The organism is Gammaproteobacteria bacterium (assembly GCA_013214945.1).
GTDB lineage: Bacteria > Pseudomonadota > Gammaproteobacteria > Enterobacterales > Psychrobiaceae > Psychrobium.
The window spans coordinates 1-22,108 of record JABSRT010000040.1 but is presented as its reverse complement, the minus strand read 5'-3'; the positions used below and the strand labels follow the sequence as shown (position 1 = coordinate 22,108).

The following is a 22,108-nucleotide window of genomic DNA, read 5'->3' as shown; positions in this document are numbered from 1 at the left end:
GGAATTAGTCCAAACGAGGCTGAAAGATTATTTAAGAAAGCCTCTTAAACTGTGGCCAAATTTAGTTGACCACAACAGATACCATGATAATCTCAATGTTAAAAATATTGGGATTATTATTCTAGAAGCCCATTAACATTGGTAGGTGGGGTTAAATGAGCGCTTACTTTCTTTGAGTGTCCTTTATTGTTTTGCTTCACTACAAATAGTGTGAAATGGATTCCTAGTTTAAATAATGGGGGGTTTCACGTTAATACATCGCCGTCTAAATTTATTGAGTGTCCTTTATTGCTTTCTATTGCTTTTCCTTGCTCGTATTGAGCGCTCAGTATCTTCTAAACCACTACGAATAAAATCATCACGGAATAGTAACTAAATCATTGAAATATTGAATGATTTCAATTATTGTCTTCGCATGTTGAAAATTTGGTCTGTGAATGGTTAATTCTACAGCCACGTTATATCTTTACAAGGAAGTTTCGCATTGTCTTCAATTCAACTTGCTAGATTTACAATTGCATTCAGTTGGATCTATCACGGTCTATTTCCAAAGCTAATTCAAATTTCCCCACTTGAAATGGCTATGTCGAGTGCTGTTGGCTTCAGCGAGGAAAATACTTTACTCCTAATTAAATTTGCTGGGTGCGGTGAGCTTGCGTTCGGTATCGCTTTTATATTTTTGTACAGATTAAAACCAATTGTTTGGCTTAACATTTTCGGTTTAATCGGATTACTTGGCTTTGTTATGTTGCAGATGCCTCATCTTTTGGTTGAGGCTTTTAATCCAGTGACAACAAATATACCTTTGATTGTTCTAAGCTTTGTATTGATGAATGATTCGAAGTACGTGCATAATAAAAAGTAACGAGATATAAAATATAAGAATAGGCGTCGCGCAGCCGACACCTTATTCGGGTGCTGGACAAGCCTGAAGCACCAAATTATACAGCCTCGTGTAAAAGGAGTAGGCAATCTTTGAAGTTATTTATCTATAACAGTAAAAAAATCATTTCAGCCATTATAGTTGGTGTAATTATTGCGATAATTAGTACATTAATTATAGATTTCATTTATGAAGATACAGGCCCAGATGAAACAGTTATTTTTACGAATTATACGAAAGAAAAACAATCTGTACCTCAGCTTTGGTCTCATCATCGATGGTTAACCATTAGCGTTGATGAATGCTCAAGCAATGCGGTATTAATATTGGGTACACTTGGTTTCCAATCTATTGTTAAAAATAAGCACTATGTTTATGGCAACCTAAATGGTATTAGAGCAACTATAAAATGTGTAGATATGGCTAAGGCTTCATTTGTATATACCGCTGTGGCGGGTGCTGATGTGAAGTTAGTTGAAAAACTAAGAAATGAGATCGCATGGAAATTGTAATTGGCATACAAGAAATAATTTAAGACGCTAATTTTAGTCAGCCATCTGCCTGACAATATTTAGGATTAAAAAGAGTGGGAAGCACGCATATTAATTCGCAATATATTTTAAGGGTAAGGCGGTAGTATCAACAATTTTACGCATGATAAAAGCAGATTTCACACCGCTTACGCCTGTAATTCGGGTAATTTTACCCAGTAAAATATCGTGGTAACTGTCCATATCGGCAACGGCAATTTTTAATTGATAGTCCGCATCGTGTCCGGTAATCAAATAGCATTCAATTACCTCTTCAAAGGTGCTGATAACACGCTCGAATTCGGCAAAGCGCTCAGGAATATGTTTGTCCATACTGATGTGTAAAATAGCAAATAGGCTTAAAGAGAGTGCTTGTTCGTCGATGCGTATCACTCTGTTTTTTATTACGCCGCTATCTTCGAGGTTTTTGACGCGTCTTGAGCAAGGCGCTGCCGTAAGGCCGACGCGTTCGGCTAAGTCTTGATTGGAAAGGGCACCATCAATTTGTAATTCACGCAATATTTTTTGATCAAAGCTGTCTAGTTTGAAGGTTTTTTTCATTATGTTACCCATCTGCGCAATATTTTGTTAGTAATTAGTTTATATGCTTAACAATGATTGCGCAAATGGTGTATAAAATGACAATTACACTAAGTTATTGCGCAGGTTATCGCTTATAGTATGTCTAGGTTGTGGCCATAAGCTAAAAGATACAAGGCTTATCTAGAGCACTTCAGCCAATTAACTCACCCGTTAATTGGAAAATGATTAATAGCCATTAAAACTTTTAGTCGCATTATTTAATCAGAGAATTATTGTCACCGAGCGCAGTCATTTGTGATCACGTTCTACATTCATTATTAACTATATAGGCAACACAATGTTTGATCATCGTAAATACAAAGTATTCGACACGGTAAAGTTAACGGACCGGACTTGGCCGGATCAAGATATTACTAAAGCACCGGATTGGTGTAGCGTTGACCTGCGTGATGGCAACCAGGCTTTAGTTAATCCTATGAATTTAGATCAGAAAACGCGGATGTTTTTGCTATTAGTTAAATTAGGATTTAAAGAGATCGAAGTGGGTTTTCCTTCGGCATCGCAGCCTGATTTTGACTTTGTGCGCAAACTTATTGAAGAAAACATGATCCCAGACGACGTGACTGTGCAAGTGTTGACGCAGGCGCGCGAAGATCTAATCTCTCGTACTTACGAGAGTTTAGCTGGAATTAAGCAGGCAATCGTACACGTTTACAATTCCACATCAGTGGTACAGCGCCAGCAAGTATTTGCTAAAGATAAAGTTCAAATTAAGCAGATTGCTGTTAATGGCGCTGTTTTAGTGCGGGAATACGCAGCAAAGTATCCGCAAACGCAGTGGAATTTTCAGTATTCGCCTGAGAGCTTTACGGGCACCGAAATGGATTATGCGGTTGAAGTGTGTGATGCGGTTATCCAGCAATGGGCACCAGTCTTTGATAACCCCCGTGAGCGTTTGATCATTAATTTGCCATCGACAGTCGAAATGACCAGTCCTAATGTTTATGCGGATCAAATAGAGTATTTTTGCCGTAAATTAGTTAATCGTCACAATGTCCGTATTTCATTGCACACGCACAATGACAGAGGTTGTGGGGTGGCAGCGGCTGAACTTGGTGTTATGGCAGGTGCAGATCGCATTGAAGGCACATTAATTGGTAACGGTGAGCGCACCGGCAACATGGACATTGTGACTATGGCGATGAATATGTACTCTCAAGGGGTCGATCCAGAACTGGATTTGTCGAACATTATTGAGATCATCGAAGTGGTTGAGTACTGTACTGAACTTGCTGTTTCTGCGCGCCATCCATGGGCTGGCGAGTTGGTTTATACCGCTTTTTCGGGCTCTCATCAAGATGCTATTCGTAAATCGGTTAATTACCATAAAGCGCATAACCTTGAGCATTGGCAAGTGGCTTACTTACCGATTGACCCGAGAGATATTGGTCGTGAGTACGATGCTGTCGTGCGCATTAACAGTCAAAGTGGTAAAGGTGGTGTGGCGCTAGTGCTTGAGCGTGATTATGGCATCGAGCTACCTAAGTGGATGCACGTTGTGCTTAGCAAGTTAGTGCAAACAGCCGCCGAAGAGCAAAAGGTTGAAATATCGTCGAAAAATATCAAGGCGATATACGATCAACATTTTGTGCAAGTCGACCAATTGTGGCAGTTACAAAGCTATGAGTTACATACCCAAGACAGCCAAGTAAATGCTAAATTCACCTTTGCTGGCAATCAATACCAAGGGTCGGGTGCAGGCGCACTAGAAGCAATTTGCGATGCGCTTAATAGTCACTTTGGTTGTGAGATTGAAGTACTGCAATATGATCAGCATGCACTTAACAGTGGCACCGATGCTCAGGCGCTTGCGTGTATTCAAGTGAAAATTGACTCTGAAACGTTCACCGCGGTTGCCCAAGATGACGATACATCCAATGCAACATTGCAGGCATTATTAACAGCGGTTAGTCGCTCTAATATTAAGCCGATTAAAGTGGTCGCTTAAGTCGATAGCGCGAAATTGCGGTGTTAAATATTAAAGAAGGAGTAGCTTAGGCTGCTCCTTTTTTTATTGGATTACTTATATTGTTTCAGCCTTGATGATTATTGATCCGCAGACCTAGGCTGAAAAAGAAAAAATAGTTTGTCAAAATTTATGACTGTCCCATAATTTCTTCTGCAAATCGTGGAAGTTAAGACTGACCAGATAAAATAAATTAAGTTTATAAATCAGTATCTTTTTACTTAAGCAAGTTATGCACTTACTATGTGAATATCAGTAAATAAAAAACATTAATAAGGATTGTTATGTTTCAACTTAAGTTTCCCCAAGGTTCTAATATCGCATTAATAGATGGTGATGTTCAGCTTAGCTTTGATCAACTTCACCAATTACGTGAGATCATTAGTACTCTGTTTTTAGATGCCCAGCAGAGCCATCCGGTAAGGGTCTTAGGTTGTTTAAATGACGATATAAACGCAATATTCGCATTATTAACGATAACGGAACTGTGTGATTTTATGCCTATAAATCCACAGTTAACTGAAACAGAAATACAGCGACTGGTTAAAGACAGTAATAATGTCGATGTGGTTATTATGTCTGCTGACTTAATGGCGACCCATGCACCATCTCTGGTTGAACATATTCCGGTGATTTTGGATTGGGATAATATTGTTAATCAAGCAAATAGTATTCTTGCCAACGCCAATACAGCAAATCAAGCAGACGTAAAGTCACACGCCTCAACACAAATAACAACACCAACACCAATACCAATACCAATACCAATACCAATACAAAAACCGGGACGGCTAATTCTTCATACGTCTGGTTCTACAGGCAAACCTAAGCGGGTACCAATCACTTTAGAGTCAATAAATGCCTCGGCCGCTGGTATTGCGAAAAGTCATCAGTTGTCCAAGAATGATATAGCCTTGAATATATTACCTACTTTCCATATCGGCGCTTTAGTCGATGTGCTGTTAGCACCATTTCAGGTGGGCGGCACGGTGACTATTTCATCAAATAGAACACCAAAAGCACTCGCGGATACATTATTGGAGATTAGGCCCACTTGGGTTCAACTTGTACCAACCATTCTTCGGCATTTGGTTGAAAATGTCAGCGCAGAAACTTTACAAGACGCTGGGGCGTCTTTGTCATTCGTTCGTTGTATTTCAGCGCCATTGCCACCTGATCTTAAACTTAAGGCGGAAGCATTATTAGGGTGTCCAATCATAGAAATGTATGGCATGACTGAAACCGCTGGCCAAATTACCACCAATTCAAGGGAGGGATTAAACAAAAGCGGAAGTGCGGGGCAAGCTGGTGATGTTCGCATTATGGTGTTAGATAGTTTTGGCAATGCCGTTAAAAATGGTGAGGTAGGAGAAGTCTGTGTCTGCGGACCGACTGTTTTTAGTGGCTATGAAGGGGTTCCTGAAGCCGATGTTTTCTTTGATCAATGGTTTCGCACTGGCGATTTAGGGGAGCTAGACAGCGAGGGCTATCTTTTTCTACGTGGACGCCTTAAAGAGATGATAAACGTAGGGGGTGAGAAGGTATCACCTTTCGAAATAGAAACGGCTGCGCTCTCGCATGCCCATGTATTGGAAGCAGCGTCTTATTCCTTATCGCACCCGACCTTGGGTGAGCAAGTAGGGCTAACTATTGCTTGCTCTGATAAGGCTGAGCTGGTGGATATTGCAAAGCATTTGAAAACTCATCTTGCTGATTTTAAATGTCCAAGAAATATTCTCCAAACCGATGAACTGCCGCGGCTGCCTAATGCCAAAATTGATCGGGTTCTATTAAAACGCAATGGTGAAGATGCACTACGTCAACGGAATCTTCAATCAGCAAAGCTCGGCGATGCTTCACAAAGCAGAAGCACCATTGAAACAACAATTGCCCAGTTATGGAGTAAAGAGCTCAAATGCCGTATTCCACTGGAACAAGATGATTTTTTTGATATGGGTGGGGATAGCCTCTCGGCCACTTCATTTTTAACAAGTTTGGAAACTGCTTTAGGGCATAAGATTTCAGCGAGCCAACTTTTTACCACCCCGACCTTTGAATCTTTAGCTAAAAGCTTATCAACCGTTGATGTGCCTACTGCGCAAGACAAACCTGCTGCCGTTGCTTTTGTCGAGCAGCAAATGGCTGGGTGGGCGGCACGGCCTTTTTTAAGCGACGGTCTGTTTCGTGGCGTGGGCACGTTAAAAAGTAATCAAGCTATTTTTTGGGGAGTACAAGATTTTGAAGAGTTTAATTATTTTTCTGGCAGCTTAGGAAAGTCGCGTCCTATTTATATTACGCGATCATTATTTAAATACCCTAAGCGCTGTGAACAAGATTATTATGATTTAGCCAAGAGTCTTGCTGATGAAATTCAATTAATCCAACCCGAAGGTGAGATTGTACTCGGGGGCTTTTGTGGTGGTAGCACCGTGATGCAATATGTTGCCGAGCGCCTTGAGGTTTTGGGAAGACAAATTAGAGTATTTTTAAGTTTTGACTACTGGATGGAAAGACCAACATCTTTTCCTGTGTTGCATGCAATATCCAATATTAAACACCATACCGGCAGGCGCTCACAATTTGCTAACTATGAGTTAGCGTTACCATTGTTACACCCTAAGGGTTCGAAAATTATTGCAGTTAATTGTGATCATCTTGCGTTTACGCCTGAAAACTTAGCGCCGCATTTATCGCTTATAAATCGACATATAGACGCGGAACAGACTTTTTGTGACACACAGACTGCTTCATCAGCGCATCTCTTGTCATTATCAGATCGTAAAAAAACGCCAAGTGCCGTTATAAAAGTGACCAGTTTCTCGCGATTTTTTGAGCCGGGTAAAACATCGCGTCTAGAGCTTGTGGTCAGGAATACGTCAAATGAGCAGTGGTTGAAAACGGAGCTAAGTGGGTTGTCTGTCGCTGTTAAGATATTGAATATTGATATGCATATTCGTTTACATACTGCTGGATATGCTGACTTTCCTTGTTCTGTTGGGCCGAATGAAGAAGTTAAAGTCACGCTAGATGTGCACTTTCCTGTGCTGGCACTTCCTTTTATGGTTGAGATTTTGTTGTCTAATCAAGGGGTGAAAGATTTCCATGAAAAGCAGTCAGGCAGAACGTTATACTTTGTGATGCCGCGCCTGACTAGCCTCTTTAAAAAATCACCGGTCTGCTGAAGCCGTGAGGGTTACTTTGACTTCACGCGGCCATTTATGCCCGAACATTGGTGCATAGACTAAACCAGACTTATCGACAGTGGGGTGCATCTTGATCAGATCGTTGCAAAAAACCGTAATCATTGAAATCGCCAGATGCTCCCCAATACAGCGATGACGCCCTCGTCCAAAACTGTAGTCTTCTCCAAAATTATAGTCTTCTCCAGACTCCGATTGTGAATTTGCGCTTGCAAGCGATAGGAACACGGGTGTTCCTGCTGCAACTTTCTCACCATTTATGATCATATCTTTTGCTGCAATTCTCGGAATTGTTTGTCCTGGTGTATCTTGGCGAATGCAGTCACGTACAAAATCTGTTGATATAGTGTCGGTACTAGTGCCGGTGCTTGTGTCGATGCTAGTGTTTTGCTCAAACCATCGCATTATCACTAGCCCTATCGCGGCTTCGACATTTTCCATACCGTCAGCCAATATGAGCAGCGCATTATCAGCAATCATCAAATCTTTATGTTGTTGTGTACCGAAAAAATCGACCGGTGTTTGGTCCATTATATTTAACAGGCATTGGCTCTGATCAGCTCTTCTTAGTTGCAACGACTGTAATATTCCAGCACGAGCTTGCTGCAGTGCCTCATTTGTTTTTTGATACTCTTGCGCATTTTTTGCCGGGGCAAATAATCTAAAAAGCGCCAGTGTGTAGTCTTTTATGTTGTCTGTCGGCCCAGATATGCCGACAAACTCAATCATGGTTTGGGTGACAAATTGGCGTGCTAACTCCTCGACCAATAAATATTGATGATCAACTTTATTTTTTGCTAACTGCTGTGCTGATATTCGATTAATGTCGGGGTCAAACTGTTTTAAGCGAGCAAAAAAAGCCTTGCTCAGCCACCTTCGTACTTCCATATGCTCTGGTGCATCTAGAAAGGGAGGGATATTGGCGGCAACGGCTGCTGCTGTGTGTTTGTTTTTATTTTTAGGGGCTAATGCCGAGAATCTAGAGGGTTGATTAGAAAAAAGTTTATTTGAAAATACCGATTTAATATCGGCCGGATCAAGTAACAGTAATCCGCCTGATTTTAATGGGCATGTTGGCTGTTTTTTATGAATACTCTCGGACACTTCTTTAAAAGAGGCAATGACCTTGGGATCGGTTAAGTCCAATGTCATGTCTGGCTCTTGGGTGCTAAGATCTTCAACATTAGGAAGGTCAATGACCGTAGCGTTACCACGTAAATTTTTTTCTGGATCGTTCGGGTTACTTCCAGCGATTAAGCGCTTTAACCATTTCATTATTATCGGCCTCAATGTGTTGCTTAATGTAGGAAATGTCATGGACTGTTAGGGGCTGACCACAAGCTATTTTGGCCAGTATATCGACATTATAAAAACGTACCGCTGCCGATAAAATAAAAATTTCGTCAGTTAAATCTGCCGTCGTAGAAGGCGATAACATGTCTGCAATATTGTCACTGCCCAAGCGAACAGGGATACCCGCAGCACATAGCTCTAAAATACGGGCAATTGAGTTGTAAGTTGGTGTTAGTTGCCCACGTAATTGACGCATACCTATCGATGCCGAAGGGCAACAGATAACCCCAACATTGGCTTTTTTAAGTCGGTCGACAAGCTCTAGCCATCTTATTTCATCATAAGTCGAGGGTGAAATCATATGAATAACCCAAACAAGCGGCGTGCTCGCTGTCGAGATGATATTTTGACGTTCAATTACATTTAACAAATGCTCTGTGCCGCATTCATTAGGGTGGTTCATCTGATCGGTGTGTACTTGTAGCTCTTTATTGTGTCGCATTGCTAAATCTAGCATGCGATGGCAGCACTCTGAATAACCAATGTGATCAGGGTAATCGTCGGTATCATCTCGCTCGGGTAGGCATGCGATAAAGTCAGCTATTTTAGCGCCTTGCTCCATTAGCGCCCAACTTTCTAAATCGTTATCGCGAAAACCAAGCGGGGAATAAACGGCAGCTCGAAAGTCAATTTCATGCTGACGTTCACGGCCAAGATCTACCGCACATTGTAAAGCTCGAAGCCCAAGTCCATCGTTAGTAACGTCGATAACACTATCCGCTCGTCTTGTTTTGCATTCGATTAGGGAATCTAAGGTGCTATTAATACGCGTAGCCAGACTCTCTTGGCTGTACCAGTGACTTTGATGAATCGAAGATATCAAGCCATGCTTTTGATTAAGCGACAGGTGAGCTTTATTAACAGATCCTTCATCAGTATTTATAGACTGGGTATCATTAACAAGGGTATAAGCTCTATCTAAGTGTAAATGTGCATTATGGTAGCCACCTAACGATGAAACCTTTGCCGCCAGCTCGCTATAAAAAGGTGTTTTTTTCAATTTTAATTCCTTGTAAATATTGTCGACACCAATGCTTAACAATCAATGCTTTATATTATTTTTATTACTTTAACTGAATAAAATACCAACAGCCATATAGTTACTAAAACATGACTAATAGTAAAGTATTTTTTAAAGTCGCTGTTGCAGAGTAATTATATTTAAGAAATTGAAGGGCTATTGAAATAGTTTGAAAGACTAAAGCAAAAAGCTAATAAATAGGCTGCAATGAAGGAAATAGAGCACAACACAGCCGTAAACCGCCTTTTAGTCGCTAAGTACTTTGTAATCTATTAGTCATGTAATCATCAACCAATAGTAACTAAATAATTGAAATGTTGGATAATTTCAATTATTGTCTTTGCATATAAAAATTTAGGCTGCGAATGTTAAATTCTAGAGCCTTGTTAGTTTGTCGTCAGATGAAGGGTATGATGCAAGAAATTAAAGCAAACCTATATCCGTGTATGCATTGTCAAGAAACAGGAACTTGCGCTTCGGGTGAGGGTGGAACAAGTTGTATAGCTTGTGCAAAATACCACGAACTTAAACGTACTAACGTTAATAACGGCCCTCGCTTTCTCTCCTGCGATACTATTTAGTCAACATTATTTTGCCAGCTATTAAGGCATTATTTAATTATCAATCACAATTAAACATAGGTTATTTATAAATGATAAAAGTCGGTGTGATAGGGTTTGGAAATTCCGCTAGGACATTTCATATTCCTTTTATAACAACGTTAGACTCATTGGAATTGGTGGCAATAAGTAGTTCTAAAAAAGAGCTGGTGGCAGAAAAACATCCTCAAGTTTCTATTTTTGAAACGGCTCATGACTTAATACTTAATGGCAATCTTGAGTTAGTGATCATTACGGCACCTAACAATGTACATTATGAATTAGCCAAGCTGTGTTTAGAAAATGGGATTCATGTTGTCCTAGAAAAACCAATGGTGACAACTAGTTTAGAAGCACAAGAGTTAGTGGCTCTGGCTAAAGAACGTTCTTTATTGCTTTCTGTATTTCATAATAGACGTTGGGACGGTGATTTTTTAACGGTTAAAAAGTTACTTGAAAATAAGAAAATAGGTGACGTTAGGCTGTTTGAATCTCACTTTGACCGGTTTCGCCCAGTTGTGGCAAATAGGTGGCGCGATCAAAAAGGTAAAGGTTCTGGGATCTGGTTTGATTTGGGATCTCATTTGGTTGACCAAGCCGTTTGTCTGTTTGGGTTACCTGAAAGCATTACGGCAAGATGCCTGTTGTTAAGAGAAGGCGCTGAAGCAGCAGATTATTTCCATGTATTGTTACACTATGACAATCTTGAAGTTATTCTGCATGCCAGTTCATTTTCGGCAGGACCAAATAATCGTTTTCGGGTGGAAGGCACTAAAGGTACGTTTATTAAACAGGGGCTTGATCCGCAAGAAAATCAGTTAAAAAGTGGCATGACACCCAATGATGTATCTTATGGTGTCGATGACATCTCCGATTGCGGCACGATCTATGGTGACGCTTCTTGTGAGTTTGTTGAAACAGAAAATGGTTGTTATCAGCAGTATTATTTGAAAATTATTGACGCGATAAAATCAGCAGGGCCTAACCCTGTTGATCCGGTCGGTGTTGTTGATGTATTAAGAATTCTTGAGCTAGCTGAAATAAGCAGTGAAACAGGAAAAACTTTAGCACTGAAGAAATTAAACAATAGTTAACGTCAGTAAGTAACGACAATGATTGTGTGCTCGATAATGTGTGCTAATAATTACTCGAGCCCAATCACTGTTAATCAATAAAACAGCTGATTGTGGCTCATTAATACATCGTGATAATCAGGGGTGTTAGGTCGCTTTATTGCTAGATTGTCTTAGTCCACTTAGTCCACTTAGTCCATTACTTAGTGTGCTTGCGCAACGCTGGCCACTAATATGCGATACACATTGGCGTGTTCGCGATTGGATCGGCCATCACTTTGGCTTTTAATGAAAATACATCGCTGAGCAATTCTTCGGTAAAAATATCAGTTGGGCTGCCTTGTTTAATAAGAGCGCCATCTTTAAGCACCACTAAGTGATCGCAGTAACGACACGCCTGATTAAGATCATGCAGTACGACCACGATTGTTTTCCCTTTTTTATGCATGTTTCGAATGAGCTTCATTAATTCAATTTGATGAGACAAATCTAAATAGGTGGTTGGCTCGTCTAACATAACAATTTGGGTGTCTTGGGCTAAAATCATTGCGATCCAAGCTCGTTGTCGCTGCCCGCCAGAGAGTGACTCAACTGGCTGATCGGCCAAATCTTCAATTGCTGTTTCCTTCATCGCCTGCGCTACAATCTGCTTGTCTTCATCAGCGAGACGGCCCCAGTGTGAAAGGTAAGGAGACCGACCATACTCAACCAAGCGTTGAACCGTGATCCCTTCAGGCGTTACTAACATTTGCGGCAACAGGGATAACTCTTGGGCCAGCGCTTTGTCTTTAAACGAAGACAGTGGCTTATCCGCCAACGTTATTTGACCTGAGTCTGTTGCAATAATACGAGACAAACTTTTCAATAAGGTCGATTTACCGCAACCATTAGGGCCAATAAGCGCTGTTACTTTTCCTTTGGGAATCGACAGAGTCAGGTCTTTTATAATATTTCGGGTACCATAAGATACCGACAAATTTTTAACAGAAATCATTACCAACCCTTATAGCGTCGAAGTAGAAAAATAAAATATGGTGCGCCAATTAAAGAGGTTAAGACACCAGCCGGTAATTCAACGGGCGGCTGAGCACCTCGGGCAATAAGGTCGGATATTAAAACCATCAGTGCTCCTAACAGTGCCGACCCAACAATGAGTAACTTGTGATTATGGCCAAACAACATTCGCGCTAAATGTGGCGCTAATAAGCCAACAAAGCTGATGGTGCCGCACACCGACACGCTAATGCTGGCCAAAATAACGGCACTTAATAACGCCATAAATTGAATTTTACTAGGAGTAACCCCTAAAGAGGTTGCTGACTCATCGCCAAGGCCTAAGATATCTAAACGCCAAGCGAGCCAAAACGAAAAAGGCAACATAACCGCCAGCGCGCCCCAAATATACGGCACTTGCTGCCAGTTTCTGCCCCACAAACTACCCGTTAGCCACACCATGGCGGTGTTAATTTCGATTGGATTTAACACCATTAAAAAGTCGATGCCACTCGATAAAAAGGCACTAATAGCGATGCCAATTAATGCCAGTTTTATTGGCGTTGGATTGCTTTTAAACACAATAAGAAAAATAATGGCCGCCGCGCTTAATCCGCCAAGTAATGCGCAGATCGGTAACATATACAACGGTGCATCAGGGTACAAAAGCAATAAGCTGGTGGCTGCAAGTCCTGCCCCGGCGCTAATGCCCATTAAATCGGGGGAAGCGAGCGGGTTGCGAATAACCCCTTGTACTAAAATACCTGACAAGCCCAAGCCAGCGCCAACACCGATAGCCAGCAGTAATCTCGGCAGCCGATATTGGTTGATAATAAAATCAAACTGGCCGCCATCAGACAAAGTATAAATAACTTGGCCGACCGTTATATCAGCAGCGCCAATTGCTAAGCTCGCCAAAGCAATTAGCACTAATGACCCAATTAATAGCGATATCTTTAAATGACTCAAAACGATTTACTCTTAATAGCGAGCAGCACAAAACATGGTGTGCCTATTAACGCGGTAATTATGCCAACAGGGGTTTCTGCCGGAAAAGCAATAGCGCGCGACAATACATCGGCCCACACAATAAGTGCTGCGCCGAGCAGTGCACTTGCTGGTAGCAGTACAAAGAAATTGTGGCCAACTAATCGTTTAGCGATATGGGGCACTAACATGCCGACAAAACCAATGGGGCCGGCAATAGCGACACTCGATGCGGTTAACAAAACAATGGCGGCGCAAGTAATGTAACGCGTCATTGAAATATTTAGCCCCAGACCAACGGCGGTGTCATTACCAAGCGTCAATAAGTTGAGGCTACGAGCAATATACATCGCCAAAACCCAACCAATGACACTCGCTGGCCATAAGTTATGCCAGTGTTGCCAATCAAGATTAGATAAGGAGCCAGCTAGCCAATTGATCACGCTAAAAGCGGTGTCGTCGGCCAGAATAAGACAGGCGCGGGTGATCCCGATAAATAGCGCATTAATCGCGATCCCCGCCAAAATTAATTTCAACGGATGCGGTCGTGTCGATAAAAAACCGCCAAGAAACATAACCAACGCGCCGCTAACAATACCGCCGATAGCGGCCACCATAATACTTGGCAAGTCACTTAACACAGCAAAACCAACACTAGAAAGTGCAATGGCGCAAGCGGCACCGGCGTTAATGCCTAACACCGAAGGGGAAGCGAGGGCGTTGCGAGTCAATCCTTGCATTAGCACCCCAGCGACAGCCAAATTCATGCCGATGACAACACCAGCTAACGCTCGCGGTGTTCTGATTGTTGACAATATTTGCTGTTCAATACTGTTTTGATTTTCGAATAAAAAATATTGCTGTAAATGTTCAATATGCAGCGGGAAAGTCGACCAAGCGATCAGCGAAACCGCGAAACCAATAATTAAAGCGCTGATCAGGAATAACCAAATCAACGCATTGCGAAAAAAGTAAGGCATGTGAGTCATTTAATAATTGAAGGGTGAACAACGATATAATTAACAGCAGAGCAATAAAAAGCAGAATACTAAAATCATACGACCAATATCGCAATGTTAATGATTTTGATTGCGCTAGTCAATTGCATTTAAGTTAATGCTTTTGGCTAATTGGTAAAATTAACTAAGGTTGTTAATTACTGCAGTGGTTTTTCCGGCGATGACCACAACAGACGGCGTTATTGACTAATTCATTCACATCAATACCACTGGTTTTTAAAACCCAATGATAGGCAGTTGATAACGATAATCAGATAGATTAAGCATGTTAAATCGGTATAATGTGGCAATTAATCGGGTTAAAACTCATAAGGTTATTCCGTAACAACGGCTCATATTTACAGCGACTTTATTCCCTATATTTAACATTACTCTCAGTTTTTCAGGAAAATTCTAATGCGTTCCAACTTTACTTCAGTGTTAACCGCGCTACTGCTACTTACCTTGTGTCACTGCACCGCGCAAGCGGCACAAATGATAGAGCACGAGGGCGGTCAGTTAACATTGGTTAGTCCTCCTACGCGTATCATTGTTTTAGAATATTCATTTATCGATGCGCTGGCGGCTATTGGCGTTTCCCCGGTTGGCGTTGCCGACGATAAAAAACCACAGCGGATTATCGCTCCCGTGCGCGCTTTAATAAAACCTTGGACCTCGGTTGGTATGCGCTCACAACCCAATCTCGAAGTGATTTCACAATTAAAGCCCGACTTAATCATTGCCGACGTTTATCGTCACCGGGTCAGCTACCAAGATTTATCGTCGATAGCCCCAACTATATTACTTAAAAGCCGAGGCGAAGATTATCAAGGGACTTTAGCGGCGGCAAAAATTATTGGTAAAGCGCTTGGTAAAGAAAGCCTAATGCAAGCGCGGATCGACCAGCACACCAAGCTAATGGCAGCTTACCGTGATAAATTCTCTCAAACGATGACCATTCAATATGCCAGCGTTAATGACCGAGGCATGTGGATGCATGGCCCGCGTTCATATACCGGAAGTTTGCTTACTTACTTAGGTCTAAATTCGGCGATACCCGACTTACAATCTAGCCACATTTTAGAAACTAACTTAGAGCTGTTATTGAAAGTTGATCCGCAGTGGCTGTTTTACAGTAAAAGAAAACCAGTTACGGTATTAGACAGTTGGAAAAAAAGCCCACTATTTAATTTCTTAAGCATTAGTAAAACCCAACAAGCTGTGTCTGTATCTCCTGAATTATGGGCATTGAGTCGTGGCATGTTAGCCGCCGAAGGCATTGCGCAAGAGTTAGACATACACCTAAATGGTACAAAGCTAATCCAATAATTAGCCTAAAAGCTCAGTTGTCGTCATTGTATTAATTGATGGACTTTAACAGGGTTATATTGGTTTTAAAATTAAGGAAGACATGAACTTTCAAGGCAAAATATTAAATTGGAATGACGATAAAGGATTTGGTTTTGTCGAGCCCAATGGCGGTGGCGAGCGCGCTTTTGTCCATATTAAAGCCTTTAACTCTGGCGCTCGTCGGCCCGCTGACGGCGACCTTATTATTTATCAATTAGCGGGTGGAAATAATAATCGTTTTACAGCCGAAAACATTAAGTTTGCGCGTGAGATCAAAAGTTCAAGCAAACGAAACAAAGCCAAAGGTGGGCGCACGTTTGGCGGTATTTTCACCCTGATTTTTGGCATGGCACTCGCATTGTCCGTCTTTTATGGCAAGTTACCCAAAGCGGTTGCTGGGGTATATCTGGCGATGAGTTTGGTGACATTTATCACTTACGCGATTGATAAGTTTGCAGCCCAACGTGGCCGCTGGCGCACCAAAGAAAACACATTGCATATGTTTGCGCTGATCGGTGGTTGGCCGGGTGCCTTTTTCGCTCAAATAACCTTACGCCATAAGTCGAGCAAGCAAGCGTTTAAAAGCGCTTATCGGGTCACTGTTTTTCTTAATGTCGCTGGCTTATTACTGTTGTTTACCGAGTTAGGAACGAACTTGCTAAATAATGTAATTATTCCAGCTGTTCAATTGCTTGTAAGCAATATAAGTTGAACCCTAGTGCTAGTTTAAATCAAAAGCATCACTGCATTAAACTGAGCTATTTTAGCGATAAGAAAGGTAATATTAACAATGCAAATAGCGTTAGAGAAATACCAATATTTTCTCATTGTCGACCTTGAAGCAACTTGCTGCGACCAACAGTCAATCTCAAGGCGTCAAATGGAAACGATAGAAATTGGTGCGGTGATGGTTGAGGCGCAAAGCCTTGCCGTCGTTGATGAATTCATGACGTTTATTAAACCGATAAGAAACCCAGTCCTCACCAAGTTTTGCACTGATCTTACTAGTATTAGCCAATCTGATGTCGACGAGTCACCAGCCTATCAAGACGCGGTCAAACTATTCACCGACTGGTTATATCAATATGACACCTTTGTTTTTTGCTCTTGGGGCGATTACGATAAAACGCAGTTAGTTCAAGACAGTCAATTTCATAATATCGCTTATCCGATAGGGGCCGAGCATGTGAACATTAAGAAGCTATTTTCAAGCTCACAACAACTAACGAAAAAACACGGTATGGCGCAAGCGCTTAAACTTGCCGGATTACCTCTTGATGGCACTCACCATCGAGGCATTGACGATGCGAAAAATATGGCCAAATTAATGCCCTATATTCTTGGCAGAAAATCGATTATTACCGCTCGTTAAGCCAGGTATGTGAATTTTAATCACTGCTCTGTTGGCCTAAATAAGAATAATGTCCGCATTACATCACTGACAAATCATCGCTGTTTCTCACTTGGCACTTATACTCGTTTTTGGCAGTGGTAAAATTGGTTAAAAACGGTCGATACTAATTCGGTACTAGTCCTACATTTAGCCGATGTTAAATCAATGATGGTCAGATGCTACCCCATTGTTAAGTAATTGCATCACGCGCAGCTTTCAAGCTAGCGACAAAAGATAGTATAATCTTTTGCACTGCTGATGACTCTTTGGCCTGTTAGAGGGATAAAGCGATTAAATCGAGCAGCGTATAGAGCGAATAATTTAGCCGAATTACTAATTAATATAAAAAGATGAAGGATTTAAATGTCAAACCGACAATCGAACATAATTTTTTATAGCGTCATATTTTTAATTATTTCCACCCTCGTTGTAAAACATTATTACCCAGATATTTTTGATAACTTCACTAAAAGCGAAGAACAGATCTCAATAAAACAGGCGATGAGCACTGGAGAATATAATAAAGCGTTAAGCGGTTATAAAATTTTGGTAAATGACAATATTAGTCAAAACAAAGAAAACACCATTGAAACAGCTGATTTGTACGAAGAAATGGCCAATATATACTTATTACTTGGTAATAAAAAATCAGAAATTGATTTTTACTTGAAATCTTTAGCGATTAAAAAGCAGCTGAAAAAAGTTGATATATACAGTTTTTCAAAAACTTACTATAAATTGGGTTCGCTCGCTGAAGACGATAAAAAATACAACCAAGCGCAAAGCTATTATGAAAAATCATTAATGACAAGAATAGGCAATATTGAAGAACCCAAAGAAGACGATGAGGGCATGTTTGTTAACATGCAACAGTCTAGAATAAAATACCTAATCTTAAATCACGAAGACACAATAGCGACGTATAAAAAGTTAGGATCGATTCATAACATTAAAAATGAATATGCATTGGCCAAACAATATTACGAAAAAGCGTTACTCGCCAGTCAAAATACCTTTGGTGAAGACGACGTTAAAACCCTAGAACTAATCAACTTAATTAAGCAATTAACTAGATAACACAAATAGGGCGATTAAATGCCGGCATTACGAACCTTGCTCGTAATACCGGTACTGAAATGCACGGCACTGAAATATACGGCACCGAGCTGTACCGCACAAAACTACACTGCGAAATTAGCACTACTCGCCGAGGAAATTGACTGGCAAATTTTTCAATGTTAAACATCACATCACTCTTTTCTCAGTAAGTAATATCGACCTGAACAGTTTTAAATTTACCATACATACCTTCCACATTTTCAGCGCACTTATTGCTGTTAACAGCTTGTTGGCATAGTAAGGCTTGTCGTTTGTTTATACCAAATCCTGACTCTATATTTACGAGTCATCAGTTAAAATCCAATCACATTAGATCAACGAACTGCCTTGTTTTTATGATGTTTTATCATTTCTGACGATGAATAGTCTCAGCCGAAATTTTACGTGTAATAGCGTTGTAATATTTATCACATTTGGTTGCTGTTATATTTAACATTGAATAATTCAAACCAATAGTAAGCACTAAAACAGCACCTTGGCTGCTTGCTTTAACCACTTGGGAATGGAGGGCATAGCTCTTAAGAGATTAATTTTTAATTCTCTCTATTAATGCGTGTCCTTATATTCCTTCTGGAACTGAGATTAACCACCGAGGAAATAAAATGGAAGAGTACATAGGCATATTAAAAATTTTTGCTGGAAATTTCCCACCTAAAAATTGGTCATTTTGTCATGGACAAACTTTGCCAATTTCATCAAATACTGCATTGTTTTCAATATTAGGTGTTACCTACGGCGGTGACGGTCGAACGACCTTTAAGTTGCCTGATTTAAGAGGGCGAGTACCTGTTGGCGCTGGAACTGGCCCCGGTATTGAAGCTATTCAAGCTGGTCAGCTCTTGGGCCGCAGTAATACTCAATTAACTACGGATAATTTACCAAATCATACGCATACCGTTGAAGTAACTAATCCTGGCGGCGTTAAAATTCCTGTCAATACCGGTGCTGGCGATGCGGATACATCAGACCCTTCAGAGGGAGTTATTGCTAATGTAGGAGGTGAATTTTACGCAACTAAGGCCACTGAAAATGCAGTATATTCTGGTAATGCAATACCAAATTCAGGTATCGAGATCGCTGTAGGGAATACCGGTGGCAATACACCTTTTACGAATATGCAGCCTAGTCTGGGGGTTAATTACATTATTTGTATTTATGGATTATATCCACCTAGAAACTAATAAGTTACATTAAAAAATCGCGTGACAACCTAAGCGCGTAGGCTTTAAGGCCGTTATTGCTAAATTCACCATTAGGTTGTAAATAATAATTCATATCTGCATCGGGAGATGTGAATAATAACTGCACAACAAAATATATAGTTAAATGATCGAGGGAATAGGTGAAATGAAAGCAAGGATGATAGAGCTATTTATAGCGTTATTTTTTATTGTAATGGTAGGTACGGTGCAAACTGCTAAGGCTGCGACAACTAGCGATCAATTAATCAATGCGCCCGGCGATATCGTTTTTACTGCCTATCATGCCCCATTTTTGGCCGAGACGGCATTTTCGTTTCTTTTGTTAGATGATTGTCCTGCAGGTTGCTCCATTACCTTTACCGATAAAGAATGGAATGGTAGTTCATTTACTGCTGGTGAAGGCGTCATTACTTGGTCTTCAGCAGCAGGGACCCCGAAAGGCACTCTTATTGAAATAACAGGAATTAATGGCGGCACACTCGCTGCTAATGTAGCCACCATAACTTATACTTCGGCAGGTGGCTTCGGTGTAACAAGTGACGATCAACTCTATGCCTTTACTGGTTCTGTGGGAAGTCCAACGGCCTTTTTATCATTCGTTGGTGGTGGCATTGCCGATGATTTGACCAGTCTCAGCGGCACGGGCTTAGAAGATGGCAAGACCGCCCATATAACTATGAAAGAAAGTTATTATAATGGCAGCAGTACCTTTAATGGCACTGCTGAAGATGCCGCCACTGCGATTAATGGTGCAACCTGGGCCGGCACAGGAGGCTTTGCTTTTCCTGATGAGATTAAAAAAAGCTATGACGGCACTCTTTTTATTACCGCAACTGCCCCAACAGTAACAACCACAAGTGCCAGTACTGTTACTACAGTATCTGCGGTATTAGGGGGTAATGTGACTAGTGATGGCGGCGCTGCAATTACTGAGCGTGGGATAGTTTATTCGACCTCAAATAACACACCGACTATTGGCGATGGTCATACTAAAAATATCAACGGCAGTGGCACAGGTGTTTTTTCTGCAACGAGCTCAGGCTTAACCGCTGGTACTACTTATTATTATAATGCCTATGCCATCAATTCAGCCGGTACTAACTATGGCACAGCAACCTCATTTACCACAACCAATCCAACCGTAACCTTAGCACTGTCGAGCAGCTCGCTTGCTGAGGATGGTGGCACAGCGACAGTAACCGCGACATTAAGTGCAGTATCTGGACAAGCGGTTACCGTAACCTTGGGCGCAACAGGAACCGCAATAGGCGGTAATACTGATTATAACCTCTCAAGTAACACCATTAGTATACCGGCAGGTAGCAGCACAGGAACGGCAATAATTACTGGAAAAAACGATCTAATCGATGAATCTTCAGAAGCTGTGGTTATAGATATTACGAATGTTAGCAACGGTTCTGAATCAGCCGTTCAGCAGGTAACAGCGTCAATTATTGATGATGATATTGCGCCAGTAGTCACCTTTGGTCTGTCTAATAGTCCCTTGGCTGAAAATGGTGGTGTCGCGACCATAACGGCGTATCTTAATGGCACAACGTCGGATCAAGTAGTGGCCGTATCAATCGAAGTATCAGGCACGGCGACAGGCAGTGGCACTGACTATAATTTATCAAGCTCTACGATCTTAATCCCAGCCTTTGCTACCTGGGGTACGGTAGTTATTACTGGTGTCGATGATACTTTAGACGAAGAGAATGAAAGCATTATTATCGACATTAGCAATGTGACAAATGGTACAGAATCTGGCACACAGCAGGTAACAGCGCTTATCGCCGATGATGATGCCGCGCCAATGGTTGCATTTTTCACACCGACCTCAAGTGGGTCAGAGGCGCAAAGTGCTGCAAACTTAACTGTAAATCTATCAGCTGTTTCAGCACAGACTGTAACAGTTGCTTATACTGTATCAGGCACAGCGACAGGTTCGGGTACCGACTATAGATTGGCAAATGGCACGTTAACTTTTGCGGCGGGTCAAACCTCTAAAACTATTACAATTGGCTCAATTGTTGATGATGTCCTAGACGAAGCGAACGAAACGGTTGTCGTTACCTTATCAGCGCCGACTAATGCAACACTTGGCACTAATAGCGCACATAGCTATACCATTACCGATAACGATGCTCCGCCAATGGTGGCATTTTTCACACCGACCTCAAATGGTTTAGAGTCGCTAAGTGCTGCAAACTTAACTGTAAATTTATCAGCTGTTTCAGCACAGACGGTAACAGTTGCTTATACAGTATCAGGCACCGCGACAGGTTCGGGCACCGACTATAGCTTGGCAAGTGGCACGTTAACCTTTGCAGCGGGTCAAAGCTCTAAAACCATCATTGGTTCTATTATTGATGATACTTTAGACGAAACTAACGAAACGGTTGTCGTTACCTTATCCGCACCGACTAATGCATCACTTGGCAATAATGCCGTACATAGCTATACCATTACCGATAACGATGCCCCGCCAATGGTGGCATTTTTCACACCGACATCAAGTGGGTTAGAGTCGCAAAGTGCTGCAAACTTAACTGTAAATCTATCAGCTGTTTCAGCACAGACTGTAACAGTTGCTTATAGTGTATCAGGCACAGCTACAGGTTCGGGCACCGACTATAACTTGGCAAGTGGCACGGTAATTTTTACTCCAGGCGAAACCTCTCAAGATATCACCATTGACTCAATTGTTGATGATACTTTAGACGAAACTAACGAAACAATTATCGTTACCTTATCAGTACCCACTAATGCATCACTTGGCAATAATGCCGTACATAGCTATACCATTACCGATAACGATGCCCCGCCAATGGTGGCATT

The 22,108-nt window shown here is 41.4% G+C and carries 17 protein-coding genes; 11 read left to right on the top strand and 6 right to left on the bottom strand.

The features are described 5' to 3' along the window. Nucleotides 1-484 precede the first annotated feature (484 nt). Both HRU23_19680 and HRU23_19675 read left to right on the top strand, forming a co-directional pair. Complete coding sequence (locus HRU23_19680) at nt 485-865, top strand: hypothetical protein (protein NRA56369.1); 381 nt, start codon at nt 485-487, stop codon at nt 863-865. A gap of 110 nt (nt 866-975) precedes the next feature. Next, entirely contained in the window at nt 976-1,395 is a 420-nt protein-coding gene (locus HRU23_19675) for a hypothetical protein (GenBank protein NRA56368.1), read from the top strand. 90 nt (nt 1,396-1,485) lie between these two features. Here the strand turns inward: HRU23_19675 and HRU23_19670 are convergent, their stop codons facing one another. After that, entirely contained in the window at nt 1,486-1,974 is a 489-nt protein-coding gene (locus HRU23_19670; GenBank protein ID NRA56367.1) for an Lrp/AsnC family transcriptional regulator, read from the bottom strand. A gap of 319 nt (nt 1,975-2,293) precedes the next feature. Here HRU23_19670 and leuA point away from each other — a divergent pair, with 319 nt between their 5' ends. Together leuA and HRU23_19660 are read left to right on the top strand one after the other, a co-directional pair. Beyond that, the gene (gene leuA, locus HRU23_19665) at nt 2,294-3,964 is read left to right on the top strand and encodes a 2-isopropylmalate synthase (GenBank protein ID NRA56366.1); all 1,671 of its coding nucleotides are present in this window, start codon (nt 2,294-2,296) and stop codon (nt 3,962-3,964) included. 302 nt (nt 3,965-4,266) lie between these two features. Then, the gene (locus HRU23_19660) at nt 4,267-7,164 is read left to right on the top strand and encodes an AMP-binding protein (GenBank protein ID NRA56365.1); all 2,898 of its coding nucleotides are present in this window, start codon (nt 4,267-4,269) and stop codon (nt 7,162-7,164) included. Here the strand turns inward: HRU23_19660 and HRU23_19655 are convergent. Both HRU23_19655 and HRU23_19650 read right to left on the bottom strand, forming a co-directional pair. Then, nucleotides 7,150-8,457, bottom strand: coding sequence for a cytochrome P450 (locus HRU23_19655; GenBank protein NRA56364.1), 1,308 nt, complete (start codon nt 8,455-8,457; stop codon nt 7,150-7,152). The two genes, HRU23_19660 and HRU23_19655, sit on opposite strands and share 15 nt — an antisense overlap. Then, nucleotides 8,423-9,553: a hypothetical protein gene (locus tag HRU23_19650; protein NRA56363.1), complete on the bottom strand. Its 1,131-nt coding sequence runs from the start codon at nt 9,551-9,553 to the stop codon at nt 8,423-8,425. The genes HRU23_19655 and HRU23_19650 overlap by 35 nt, the downstream gene beginning before the upstream one ends. Nucleotides 9,554-10,208: 655 nt before the next feature. Between HRU23_19650 and HRU23_19645 the strand changes: the two genes are divergently transcribed. Further along, a complete protein-coding gene (locus HRU23_19645) occupies nt 10,209-11,249 on the top strand; it encodes an oxidoreductase (protein NRA56362.1) in 1,041 nt (346 codons plus the stop codon). Between the two features lie 208 nt (nt 11,250-11,457). On the opposite strand, the gene fecE is transcribed toward HRU23_19645, so the two are convergent. Genes fecE through HRU23_19630 form a run of 3 tightly spaced genes read right to left on the bottom strand, consistent with a single transcriptional unit; the run spans nt 11,458 to nt 14,197 of the window. Next, nucleotides 11,458-12,222, bottom strand: a complete 765-nt coding sequence (fecE, locus tag HRU23_19640; GenBank protein NRA56361.1) for a Fe(3+) dicitrate ABC transporter ATP-binding protein FecE — start codon at nt 12,220-12,222, stop codon at nt 11,458-11,460. Beyond that, complete coding sequence (locus tag HRU23_19635; protein NRA56360.1) at nt 12,222-13,190, bottom strand: iron chelate uptake ABC transporter family permease subunit; 969 nt, start codon at nt 13,188-13,190, stop codon at nt 12,222-12,224. Before HRU23_19635 ends, fecE begins: the two co-directional genes overlap by 1 nt. Beyond that, the gene (locus HRU23_19630; GenBank protein NRA56359.1) at nt 13,187-14,197 is read right to left on the bottom strand and encodes an iron chelate uptake ABC transporter family permease subunit; all 1,011 of its coding nucleotides are present in this window, start codon (nt 14,195-14,197) and stop codon (nt 13,187-13,189) included. The genes HRU23_19635 and HRU23_19630 overlap by 4 nt, the downstream gene beginning before the upstream one ends. Before the next feature lie 426 nt (nt 14,198-14,623). On the opposite strand from HRU23_19630, the gene HRU23_19625 reads away from it, so the two are divergent. From HRU23_19625 to HRU23_19600, 6 genes are all read left to right on the top strand, one after another. Beyond that, nucleotides 14,624-15,535 carry an ABC transporter substrate-binding protein gene (locus HRU23_19625; GenBank protein NRA56358.1) on the top strand — a complete coding sequence of 304 codons (912 nt, stop codon included), beginning with the start codon at nt 14,624-14,626 and terminating at the stop codon, nt 15,533-15,535. Nucleotides 15,536-15,617: 82 nt separating this feature from the next. Further along, complete coding sequence (locus HRU23_19620; GenBank protein NRA56357.1) at nt 15,618-16,268, top strand: DUF1294 domain-containing protein; 651 nt, start codon at nt 15,618-15,620, stop codon at nt 16,266-16,268. A 78-nt stretch (nt 16,269-16,346) separates the two neighbouring features. Beyond that, nucleotides 16,347-16,928, top strand: coding sequence for an exonuclease domain-containing protein (locus tag HRU23_19615; protein ID NRA56356.1), 582 nt, complete (start codon nt 16,347-16,349; stop codon nt 16,926-16,928). A 384-nt stretch (nt 16,929-17,312) separates the two neighbouring features. Next, on the top strand, nt 17,313-18,026 hold the full coding sequence (locus tag HRU23_19610) for a tetratricopeptide repeat protein (GenBank protein ID NRA56355.1): 714 nt from the start codon (nt 17,313-17,315) through the stop codon (nt 18,024-18,026). A gap of 644 nt (nt 18,027-18,670) precedes the next feature. Continuing rightward, complete coding sequence (locus HRU23_19605; GenBank protein NRA56354.1) at nt 18,671-19,249, top strand: phage tail protein; 579 nt, start codon at nt 18,671-18,673, stop codon at nt 19,247-19,249. 166 nt (nt 19,250-19,415) lie between these two features. Continuing rightward, nucleotides 19,416-22,108, top strand: a 2,693-nt coding sequence (locus HRU23_19600) for a hypothetical protein (protein ID NRA56353.1), incomplete at its 3' end; no start/stop codon positions are given.